Raw genomic sequence first — 11,917 nt, forward strand, 5'->3', positions numbered from 1 at the left:
TGTTATGCAGAGTAGATTCAGTTCGTTATTTATTTGTGATTTCTGTTTTATAAGGTATCCGGTATGCATAATCTGCCTTAATACCCTTATTATCGTAAGTATAATAAGTAATCTGAGTACTTCTATCCAATAATAGATCCACAGTAACAAAACCCTGCATTGAATTTTTATAAAGTAAGTTACTATTACTTTTTATAGATGAGCTTTTTGCTCCAGAACCGCTAACAATTTGATATTGATCTCTTTTTTTTATAAACTGTAAGCCGTGATCGTGACCAGATATGTAAACATAATTCGGAACTCCCTCAAATACCGCATTTACTTGTAGTTTTAAACGTTTGTAATCCGAATGATTCATATCTTCAGGATTTGAAAACACTGTTGATCTCATTAATGGATACAATGATCCAATTACAGGTAATGGAAGGTAAAAATTTTTATTCAATATTGTAAGTGGAAAAATATGGTCCTTCCACGAATAGTAACCCGCATGAACACCGTATGAATAAAAAGGATGATGTGAAGCAACCAAAATTGTTTTATTTTTATTCTTATGAACCAATTCCTTCAGTTTTTCTATAACTTTAACTTCAGAATCACAGCCACATCTAATATTTGTATCGATCTTTTCATGAGGAAAAAGCCACCATTCACTATCATATGCAATAATAACCAGATGATCTGAAATAGGAATTTCTACCGGATCAGGACAGCCATTTTTAGGAACTAATTGCAAAAGTGAATCTTGTTGTGCATCCAGAAAATTTCCTTGAGCTCTGATCTTTGCTAGTCCCTGTTTCCCCATCTTATCCCAATCATGATTGCCGGGTATAAAATATACTGGTGCATCAGCTGCTCGCATAGGTTCATACTGTGACCGTAAGATCAATGCTGTTTCCAATTCTTCCTTACTACCGGGTAGCCCCATACCACTGGGGTAGATATTATCCCCCAAAAACATAACAGTTGTCTTCCCTTTTAAAACCAGTGCGGCGGCAAGTGGAATAATCGTTTCCTGTTTAAAATTAATCTCACCGGCATCACCAATAAAAATAACTCGGTTTACTACACTATCTTGTGCAAATACCCCAGTCATTAAAAATGAAAGAAGTGTAACACATAAAAATTTCAACATCTTTTAATTCAATTTAAATTTTAATAATGTTGCTTTATTTGCTTTATCTCCACCCTCATTACCAATATATAAACTGCCCGAATCATCAAATGCAATAGCTTCAGGCTGATTAAAAAGTGACGGATCTAATGGAAATGCGCCAACCACCTCCCATTTGTCATTTGCAACAACTAACATTTTATTAATCGAGGACAAAATATACCACTCGTTTGTCCGCTTGTTTTTAGTCAAAGCTGATGGCCGAAACTGTTTTCCTTTTAAACTACTAATTAAGTCAATTTGTTTCTCATCAATTTTAAATTCCCCTTTTTTGAAAAAATCACCCTCTTTAGAAAGTCCCAATACATAACCAGTAACTTTGCTAGACGATTTATCAACAGCACATTTCTTACATATAATATACAATAAACTGTCTGATTGAGAGGCCGCTAGTGATTCATATTCAGCTTTAGGAATCAGGTCTTTTCCTACTTTAACATTTGTAGCTTCCCTTTGAAGTATATCACTGTAAGGAAACGAATAGACTGTACCTTTACTTTCTAGCACTACAATATATCCATTACTGATGGCAAGTCCCTCGTAGTCACCTTTCTTTGCAAACTTGATCTGCTGGTACTGGTGTTCACCTGGCGCAAAATAATACACCAGACCATTTTCATCCTCGTTTGCAAATATATGTTTGGAGCTTTCTGCAGGAAATGCTATTCCAGATAGTTCATGAAGAGCATCTGGTAAAAATAATTTTTCTCCTTTATTGAAATCATAGCCCTTTGGGCTCCTATAAACTTGAGTAGTTTGTGCACATGCTGTCAAGAAAAATAGACTAGCAATAGGCATACATATCAATAATAATTTTCTACCATTCATTTCCTTACTCATTTATTTGTTTACAATAATCATAAATACACTCTTGGGCGCGAATACCTTTATCAACAGATCTTTCGATGGAATCCATATGTTCATCCAGAACTTCAGCAGACGTATCGTCTTCCAATTGTATAGCAATAATTGTTTGAATCTCCTTTTTTAATCGTCTATTAACAATCGGAAAACAAACTTCTATCCTATTGTATATATTACGGTGCATCCAGTCTGCTGATCCTAAATACACCTGTTCTTGACCATTATTGTTAAATATAAAAACTCTACTATGTTCTAAGTATCTATCTACAATACGTCTAAGGCTAATATTTTCACTTAGACCGGCAACACCCGGTATTAGACGACAGATACTCCTGACTATTAATTGAATTACCACTCCAGCTTGACTTGCCTCATACAACTTTTGGATCATGCCCTTTTCTTCTAAATTATTGACCTTAATAATGATCCATGCTGGCAATCCCATCTTTGCAGATGCAATTTCCTGATCGATGAGCTGCATAAAACCTGTTGCCAAATTATATTGTGACACCAGTAAATACTTGAAATGGGTACTATAATAGGAAGTTTGATCTCGTCTTTTTTTTAACACATTAAACACCTCCATTACTTCTTGTAAGATTTCTTGCTGAGCAGTCAATAAAACATGATCAGCATACCTATGGGCTGTTTTTTCATTCAGATTGCCCGTAGAAAGTAAACCAAAAAACTGGACGGCATTACCTTGTTTTGTTTTTACTAAAGCAATTTTAGCATGCACTTTTAAATTTGGAATACTATATAGTACATTTACACCTGCTGCTTTTAATTTCTTTGCCCAATAAATATTATTTTCCTCATCAAATCTCGCTTTTAATTCCACGAAAACAGTTACTTTTTTTCCATTTTTGACTGCATTTAATACTGCATGTAGAATTTTAGAATCACTAGCTACCCGATACATGGATATATATATTTCTTCCACATCTCGACGAACCGCTGCCTCATTAAAAAATCTAAGCACCACATCATAAGACTCGTAGGGAGTATTAACGAGGATGTCTTCAACACTAATTTCATCTAACAAAGATAAAAATGAAGATTTAAACCGATAAGGTATTGGAGGTTGAGGTCTATATTTCCACTCTTTTTTATCAATCGGAAAAGAAAAAAAATCTTTTAGATTATGATAGTTACCTCCTTTGATACAACTAGATTTGCGAAGTTTAAACAACTTAATCAATGCACTTAAAAGATCATCTGGAAGATCTGGCTGATAGAGTAAACGTGTCGCTAGCCCAAAATCTCTTTTTCTGATCTGCTTTTCAATTTTCAGAAGCAACGAGCCTTCAAATTCATTATTTAACTCCAAATCTGCATCACGAGTCACCTTAAATGAATACATACCTGTAATGAAGTGATCTTTGAAAATATCTGGAAAGTTTTGCCTAATAATATCGTCAATAAAAACAATATACTTCTTATCTTCAGTGGCAACATAATAGAATCTGGGAACTTGATCCGACGGAATAGAAATCATTCCCAACTTATCAAGTTCCCCTTCTTTGAAAGTAAAAACAAAATAAAGTTGATTGTTTTTTGGAAAAAAAGTGATATCTTCGATAATAGATATTTCTAAGTATGATGTAATCTGTTCATAAAAATAATCTTTAGTTTGGTTAACAATAGTATCGGGGATTGTTTCATTATAGATGAAATGAATGTTAGCTGATTTTAAAGCAGGAATAATTTCACTTACCAAGATACTTCCAAAAAGAGATAACTGTTTTTTTATGCATAACTTTACCTGTTTGTAAATTTTAACGTCTTGCGAGTCATTATCTATGTTTTCCTGATGTTTAATCTTTTTCAAAGCAAGCAGTACGGGCATTCTAACCCGATAAAATTCGTCCAGATTTGAAGAGAAAATTGCTAAAAAATTAATTCTCTCTAATAGCGGAACTTGTTTTTTACCTGCTTCTCTCAAAATACGCTCATTAAACGATAACCAGCTCAAATCACGATTATAGAGACGTGTACTCACTTCTTCACTTTCAATGTTTAGCATACATTAGGAATTAATCAATACAACAATAATAAACGCACATACGGATACAATCAACCCGTACATAAAAATATTATAAGCTAATCGAAGTAATTTGAACTTTCTGCCCAACACAACACCCTGAGAATAGACATCTTTTATTAAAGTACTATACAGATAATCACGCTCTTCCATCATAAGTTTCATTCCGCTATTATAACTCTCTAGATTCATTCTGTAAAAGTTACCAAAAAACAACAAATTGACTTTTTTACTTTTCAAATCTTCATCGGTGTATTTTCCGTCCGGAACAGATGGTCGCGTTGCCAAAATAGCAATCACCATAGTTGCTAAACTAGTAAATAATAAAATTGATGTAGGAAATATTAAATGAGCATTATTGTCTAATTTACGTAATAGGAGAGCAATAACAACAGATAATATTATCGAATTAACAGTGATTAGGATATTGGATTTATTATCAGCCATATCACTTAAACGCTGATTATTAGTCGAGGTGATGCGAAACATTGTCTCAATCCCTCTTTCAGGTCTCCCGTTCTTTTTTTCTTGATCAGCAGTTCCAGAATTTTCTTTTTGTTTCAAAACCGTCATATTCTGCTGCTTTTTATTTTCTAGTAAATTACGACCATAATCCGTATGATAATGATGAGCTTCCATTAATTTAATCGTATTTTTTCGCCACTCATCTTTACTCACTACATATCCACAAGCTTTCGCTTCTTGACGCATCAATTTATTGCGGGCATCAAAACGATCGCTGCCTAAGTGAAATAAATCAGCATCACAAACAATTTCTTCCAATAGATTCTTTGGTGATTGCGGTAATTTTGTCGCTAGTATACAGCCAGACACAGACTGAATAAAACTATCATCAACATCTTTTGAATGAAGGAAATCTGAAGCAATGGCCGCACTCCTCTCTTCATGACTATCTTTGCCATGAACACAATAACCAAGATCATGAAAATAGGCTGATAACGTTACAATTGCGGTCTTGCGCTCTTCAAGATTATAATAACTTGCCATTTTCTGAACTGCATCCACAACCTCCTGCGTATGTGCATCATTATGGAAGCTGAATTTTGAAAGGTCATGTTCATCCATATACTTATGTACAAATTCGGCCGTTTCCTTTATCAATTGAGAGTAGTCCATAAAATATAAATTAGTTTGGGTTGATCGTAATCAATACTGATTCAATATACATTACTATTATTTAAAGATAAGAATTAAATAATATCTTCTTAAGATCCATCCAAACAAAGATCATTTATTTTTGGCAGATATGGATGAAAATAATCATCCTAAAAGATACGATAAATAATAATATTACATTTTTCAAAAAAAGCCGAATACATTTTTGTATCCGGCTTTTTTTATCATTATTTATAAATTAAGGTTACATATAGCACTTTCTCTTATTTAAACTGATTTATAGGTTTTGATACCGTTCTGAGTTTCGTATCATTATTTTGTAATTCCACCCATGCAAAATATACCTGATCTCCTACAAGCTCCATCTGAGGAAAACCACTCTTTCGACTAGATGAAAGTTGTGTAACTTTTCTCAACGGACCAGTTGTACCATCTTTATTAACGAGCATCGCATATAGATAAGTTAAATCACCTTCAGTTTGCATCCAGCTTACTATCGCTTGGTCAGTATCAACAAGGGCTACATCAACACGTCCAAGTGCACGCTTGTTACTGATCAATATAGGATCCATAAAATGCTCTCCACCATTATCTGAAAACACCAGTTGCACACGAGGAGTTTCATCTGATGCAGTAAACCATGCAACCGCTAAAGTATTACCAATAGCAGCTGATTTTGGTCCATTTACAGGACACCCCTGGATAAACCAATTATCGGCATGAATAGGAACCGGTTTAGTCCACCCATTTCCCACCTTTCTTACAATAACAATATCACGTATATTATCAGAAGTACAGTCTCTATACAGTACCACCGGCCCATTTGCTGTTAGACTAGTAGTCGTTTGACAGCAAGTACATGCACTGTCATCAACAATAGTTTCATCTTTTATTTCACCCTGAGCTGTTACTTCTGCAACCCTTACACTCATTGTTCCACTATGATGTCCATGAGCATGAGCATCAGTAACCATATTACGACCATCTAACCAAGTAATCAAAAAACTACTGTCACGATAAGGAATCATAGATACAAATCCATGTTCAGTAGCCGTATGGCCACTGTGCAACAATTTATAATGAGTAGATCCTTGATGATCAGAAACATTAAATTTAATATCATAAGCCATCTTACCTGTGGTTGAGAGTTGTAGATAATGACTCAATATCTTCCCTTTATGCATAGCAAGCATAGGATAATCGGCCCAATTCACAAACCAGTTTTTACCAGAAGCTAGTAGTACCTGTGGTTGCCATTTCCCGTTTTGAAGCTTACTGTACCGTAAGCTAGGATTCGAGTTAGATACTGTATCTACCCAAGATAAATATAATTGCCCCGCATAAGACGTTAGATGTGGCAGAACAGCATTTGATCCTTCTTCAAATGGAATTTCCTGAAAATCAGTTTCCTTTTTCAGCTTATTATCACATGCAGACAGCAATAGTATCATATATAGCAATCCAATTATTTTAATTGTATTTTTCATAAGAATAACTTTTAGTAACCAATAGTTTGTTTCATTCCACTAGCGCTAATTTCATTAGCCGGAATCGGATAGATCATTTTTACAGATATAGCTGGTATATTCAAATTTTTACTATTAAGTCCAGTATTGATATGATCAGTTAGCTTCCTTTCTAAAGCCGTTCCAGTTCTGATCAAATCATAGATTTCATGCCCCTCTAGTGCTAATTCTTTCCGTCTCTCCTTTGCAATTCTATTTAATAACCCCACACCACTTTCAGTAGCCCTATCCCGTTGAAAATCGCCAGTTCTTCGTTTAATCAACATATTTAAATAACGAAGTGCAGCTTCTTCTCCTCCTGTGGCCCCATTTGCACAAGCCTCAGCAGCAATTAACACAATCTCTGAAAGCCTGATGACAGGAATGTTATGAATACTTAAGCCAGACCCACCACTTCTATTGATGTATTTCACAAAAGCATTCTTCGTCCCTTCCTTATCAGTCAATAGTAGATTAGCACGTGGATCTGCAACATATTCCTTCAGTAAATCACTAAAAGTCTGTGTCGCTAAAATATCTCCCTGTCCCCCTGCTCTAAAATCAAATTGAGCACCTAAACCATTACTCCCCGGCGAGTTATCATTTGTGACACTTAGCTCAAATATTGATTCAGAAGTATAATCTGAAAAAACATAATTCGTCAATCCCATCAGTTTTTCTTCAGGTATAACTTCCATTACTTTTTGAGCATAATGAAGTGCCATCTGCCAATTCTCTTGATACAAATATACTCTTGCCATAAGCGCCTGTACTCCAACTTTAGTAATATACTTGGAACTCCCTGCTGCGGGAACACTCTCCTTTAGCAAAGTTTCAGCCATCTGTAAATCAATCAAGATCTGATTGTATGTCTGTGCCAGGGTTCCCCTTTCAATAACCACCTCATTTGGTGTAAGCTTTAATGGAATCCCCTGTGACTTTCCTTTATCCTTTATCCATGGATATGCAAATGTTCTGGAAAGATCAAAATAGACCATTCCACGTAATGCTAAAGATTCAGCTTTAATTTGTGCACGAAGTGCATCATCACCAATAGCACGATCTATATTAGCCAAAATTAGATTGAGGTTGCCGATTACTTTATAACATTGCAACCATAATATGGACGAACTACCGTTGTTATTACCACTTTCTTCATAACGATATTCGATCTGTTCATAATTTCTTGGATTGTATATGGTTTGTACGAATCTAAAATCTGCACTTTTTACGGCAGATCGCTTATATAGCACTCTTCCCAAATAATTACCATTTGAAATTTCATTATATGATCCCGCGAGCAAGCGTTTTAACTTGTCTACCGAATTGATCACCAGTTCCTCTGATATGACATGATCCGGCTTTTGATTTAATAAGTCCTTCTGACACCCCATAAAGATTGTCAAAATCAGCATAAAAGCTCCACTTATATAGTATTTATTTCTCATGTAAGATATCTTATAATTTGAATTGAACGCCTATTAAAACACTTCTCGAAGTTGGCGTTTGAAATAAATTAACTCCATTAGTAATTGCTTCAGGATCAAAATCGTCTAATTTTGTCCATAAAAGCAGATTATCGCCTTGAATAAAACAGGTAGCACCTTGCAAAAACCTAAATTTATCCAAATGATAGCTCAACCGTATATTTCTAACCTTTAAATAATCGGCATTATATAGATGTCTGGTAGACACATCATTTGAAAAAGTATTATTACCATTAATGCGTATCGGTACTTTTGAATCTGGATTAAGTGGGGTCCAAGGGTTCAATTGAGCTTTTGTGCTTGTAAACTGTGGTAAAAAACCATCATCATCACGTTTAAATGCAGTCCAATCATAAGCTTTGCCTCCAATTCCATAATTTAACAATACATCAAGACTAAATTTTTTGAAATTAAATTGATTTAAAAAACCTCCTTGAACCTTTTGTACAGCGTTTCCGAAAATTCCAAATCCGGCCTCCTCTGCATTTGTCGTCAGCTCGCCTGTTCTTCTTCCATCTTTAAGAACATGGTAGCTTGCCAAACCATTTTCATGGTTTACTCCAGCATAATCTCTTAGATAAAATGAATTTAAGCTTTCGCCAACTTTAGTAATAAGGGGATTTTGACCGTTGGATGAACTATAGGTCGGAATAAGATCAGATGGTAACTTAGTAATTTCATTATGGAGGATGGTCCCATTAATACGTGTATCCCACTTCAAGTCCTTATGGTCAATTACTCTGTATTTCATACTAAATTCCCAACCCCAATTCTTCATTTCGCCATAATTTTGCAATTGGCTAGTGAATCCTGTAGTTGAAGAAACTGGTATATTTAACAATAAATTGCTCGTTTTTTTATTAAAATAATCTAATGTAATATCTAAAGTATTAAACAATCGCGCATCTAAACCCAGATCAATATTTTTACTTAGCTCCCAAGATAAATTCGGATTAGCTAACTGTCCATAAGACAATCCCGATTCCGAAGCATAAGCCTTACCTGCCGTCGTGAAAAAACCTAAAGAAGCATAAGAAGCTGGCGGCAGATTTCCGTTAGTCCCCATACTTCCTCTAAGTTTTAAAAGATTAATTTTATTATGATTAATAAAATTCTCATCAGAGATTAACCATGCTCCCGAAATCGACCAAAAATTACCCCAACGAGAATCTTTTCCAAATCGCGATGAGCCATCACTTCGTATACTTCCAGAAATAAAATATTTATTGGATAAATTATAATTCAAACGACTGAAATAAGAAATCAAAGCATAGTTATCCGATTGACCATTCCATGACCACAATGTTCCAATACTGCTCGAAGACAATAATTCATTATCCAAAATATCATATCCTGAATTATTAATGGACTTCATTTTGGATTCCTCTGCCTCAAATCCAGCAAGAATATCAAAAGAATGCTTATTTATCCTATTTTGATAAGACAATATATTAGAAGTCATTAATTGAGAGCGCTGTCCCTGAGCAACATAAAGCGCCCCATTCCATTGTCCTCCTCCAGCTCCAAATACTTTATTATCATATAAAGTCTCTTCCAGACTTTGATGATCAATACCTAAAGTTGATTTAAATTTAATTGAATAAGGTAATACTAATTCTGCAAAGGCTGCCCCCCTTAACCGCAAATCTTTATTTTCATATTTCCCCACTTCAATCACTCCGATAGGGTTAGCATTTTTTTCAATGAGATTTGGTAGGTCTGCTATTCCCTGATAACCGTTTTTATCATATATAGGAGCTGCCTGCGGCAAGACCCTAGCCATAAATAAAGGATTTAATCCGCCAACGTATTCTGAATCATACTGTCCGCTATTACGGTCTGATTGAGCGACAGATAAATTTGCTCCTAAGTTTAACCATGATTTAGCCCTATTCTCCATATTCAACCTACCGGATTTTCGTTCGAGGTCAGATTTGATAATCGTACCATTTTGTTTTAGATATTCACCCGATGCGTAAAAAAGAGTCGACTCATTCCCACCACTTGCTGCAATAGAATACTGTTGTGTAGTTCCTGTTCTGTAAATGGCATCTAACCAGTTTGAATTCGCATCATCATGACCATAAACGGAAGAATAATCTTTTTGAGCCAAAGATTGATAATGTTGTAACAACTGTGAATCGTTATAAATACGGGTATAATCCGATCCTTCATTATTTTGAATATATTGATTCACCTGACCAACTTGCCAAAGCTGTTTAAAGTCCTGATTTGAAATAGTCTTCTCTTTAGTTAGATTAGAAAGTATTCCGCCTTGCGAAAGTACACTGAGAATAGTTTCCCCCTTACGTCCTTTTTTTGTTGTGATTAAGATAACACCATTTGCAGCTCTTGAACCATACAGAGAAGCAGCGGCCGCATCTTTCAAAACAGTAATACTTTCAATATCATTTGAATTGATAGATGTCAGTGGATTAATTTGATTAACGGCACCGTTACCTCCTATTTTTGAATTGTTATCACTGTTCATAACAACTCCATCCAATACATAAAGAGGTTCTCTAATTCCATTAATCGAACCCATCCCCCTAATCTGAACACTCGACTTACCACCAGGTTGACCGGTAGTATAAACATGAAGGCCTGTCACATTTCCCTGCAATGAATTCTCAAAACTTGCCGCTGATGTTTTCGTTAAGTTATCCGCTTTTATCTCCTGTAACGAGCCCGTGAAATTACGCTTATTGGCACTGCCGTATGCAGTCACCACAACTTCATCAATAATACTCGACTCCTCTTCTAGCGTAACCAAGACTTTATGCCCTGCATTAACTTGGATAAGCTTATTTTTAAAACCAACTGCAGAAAATTGCAATGTGGCAGTATTATTATTAGTTTTTAATGAAAATTGACCGTACTGGTTCGTTTGAGTGCGATTAACTGTTCCCGCCTCGACTACAGTCACATGAGCAATTGGCTTACCCTTAGCATCCTCAACGGCCCCAGTAATCGTAATCTGTTTAAATAAAATCTGGTCTGGATATACTCCTGCAAATAGCGTTCGACTATTGATCAATTGCAATGTAATGATCAAGCCGAGCACATAACCTAGTCCCATAGGACTTTTAGATAGTGGCATAATGACATAAAATACTTGTTTGGCTCACATGACAGTCGCTTACATTATAGGTCATATAATGCAACAAAAAACTTCATAATCGGAACCATCCAATTGTTAAAACTGATGTAAAATAAGGCCTGTAGCCATAGGATACTGATGTGAAGTTCTCTAAAACTTCAATTCAGAAACAAAATATTTTATGTAAACTGGGGAGGACGAAAAGGATTTCCTAGATATATTTTATGATAATAAACTGGGATATAAGCAACTTTACTAGATTTTTGTATAATAGGACTTAAGAAACAATGTTGAATTTCTTTGATCCAATCAACTTGAACCATTGCATTATCAACCGGAAGGCGATCAGATTGTTCCTTTTTCTTGGATTCTGCGATTTTCTTAGCCAAAAAACAAGTACCATCACAATGCAACATCGGTTTATCTTTGTTCACACAAAAATACTCCTTGATATAGTCGACATTCGCCAAATAAAAAAGCGTAGGAACAAACGGTTTCATTAGAAAGACCATAGTCATTGTCATAATAAAAATTCGTCCTAGATTCATTCTTTGTTGAAAGTCAATTTGGGCAAAAATAGCTTTTATAAATATCCAAAACAAAGAT

8 protein-coding genes are annotated in these 11,917 nt (G+C 35.1%); all 8 read right to left on the minus strand.

Annotated features, from left to right (window positions below; all coding sequences use genetic code 11):
* Positions 1 to 25: 25 nt before the first annotated feature.
* Positions 26 to 1,135: a metallophosphoesterase gene (locus JAZ75_RS20735; RefSeq protein WP_208698129.1), complete on the minus strand. Its 1,110-nt coding sequence runs from the start codon at positions 1,133 to 1,135 to the stop codon at positions 26 to 28.
* Positions 1,136 to 1,138: 3 nt separating this feature from the next.
* Positions 1,139 to 2,014 carry an SdiA-regulated domain-containing protein gene (locus JAZ75_RS20740; RefSeq protein WP_208698131.1) on the minus strand — a complete coding sequence of 292 codons (876 nt, stop codon included), beginning with the start codon at positions 2,012 to 2,014 and terminating at the stop codon, positions 1,139 to 1,141.
* Positions 2,007 to 4,064 carry a polyphosphate kinase 1 gene (gene ppk1 / locus JAZ75_RS20745; RefSeq protein ID WP_208698140.1) on the minus strand — a complete coding sequence of 686 codons (2,058 nt, stop codon included), beginning with the start codon at positions 4,062 to 4,064 and terminating at the stop codon, positions 2,007 to 2,009. Before ppk1 ends, JAZ75_RS20740 begins: the two co-directional genes overlap by 8 nt.
* Before the next feature lie 3 nt (positions 4,065 to 4,067).
* Positions 4,068 to 5,219, minus strand: coding sequence for a Pycsar system effector family protein (locus JAZ75_RS20750; protein WP_208698142.1), 1,152 nt, complete (start codon positions 5,217 to 5,219; stop codon positions 4,068 to 4,070).
* 263 nt (positions 5,220 to 5,482) lie between these two features.
* Complete coding sequence (locus JAZ75_RS20755) at positions 5,483 to 6,706, minus strand: hypothetical protein (RefSeq protein ID WP_208698144.1); 1,224 nt, start codon at positions 6,704 to 6,706, stop codon at positions 5,483 to 5,485.
* Between the two features lie 11 nt (positions 6,707 to 6,717).
* Positions 6,718 to 8,172, minus strand: a complete 1,455-nt coding sequence (locus JAZ75_RS20760; RefSeq protein WP_208698146.1) for a RagB/SusD family nutrient uptake outer membrane protein — start codon at positions 8,170 to 8,172, stop codon at positions 6,718 to 6,720.
* A gap of 10 nt (positions 8,173 to 8,182) precedes the next feature.
* Entirely contained in the window at positions 8,183 to 11,311 is a 3,129-nt protein-coding gene (locus JAZ75_RS20765; RefSeq protein WP_208698148.1) for a SusC/RagA family TonB-linked outer membrane protein, read from the minus strand.
* Positions 11,312 to 11,490: 179 nt separating this feature from the next.
* Positions 11,491 to 11,913 carry a hypothetical protein gene (locus tag JAZ75_RS20770; RefSeq protein ID WP_208698150.1) on the minus strand — a complete coding sequence of 141 codons (423 nt, stop codon included), beginning with the start codon at positions 11,911 to 11,913 and terminating at the stop codon, positions 11,491 to 11,493.
* Positions 11,914 to 11,917: the final 4 nt, after the last annotated feature.

It is taken from the genome of Sphingobacterium sp. UDSM-2020, assembly GCF_016132525.1.
Classification (GTDB): Bacteria; Bacteroidota; Bacteroidia; order Sphingobacteriales; family Sphingobacteriaceae; genus Sphingobacterium; species Sphingobacterium anhuiense.

Coding starts and splice junctions, on each gene's coding strand:
- JAZ75_RS20760 (WP_208698146.1), bottom strand. CDS start 8,172: ATGAGAAATAAATACTATATAAGTGGAGCTTTTATGCTGATTTTGACA.
- JAZ75_RS20740 (WP_208698131.1), bottom strand. CDS start 2,014: ATGAGTAAGGAAATGAATGGTAGAAAATTATTATTGATATGTATGCCT.
- JAZ75_RS20755 (WP_208698144.1), bottom strand. CDS start 6,706: ATGAAAAATACAATTAAAATAATTGGATTGCTATATATGATACTATTG.
- JAZ75_RS20765 (WP_208698148.1), bottom strand. CDS start 11,311: ATGCCACTATCTAAAAGTCCTATGGGACTAGGTTATGTGCTCGGCTTG.
- JAZ75_RS20735 (WP_208698129.1), bottom strand. CDS start 1,135: ATGTTGAAATTTTTATGTGTTACACTTCTTTCATTTTTAATGACTGGG.
- ppk1 (WP_208698140.1), bottom strand. CDS start 4,064: ATGCTAAACATTGAAAGTGAAGAAGTGAGTACACGTCTCTATAATCGT.
- JAZ75_RS20750 (WP_208698142.1), bottom strand. CDS start 5,219: ATGGACTACTCTCAATTGATAAAGGAAACGGCCGAATTTGTACATAAG.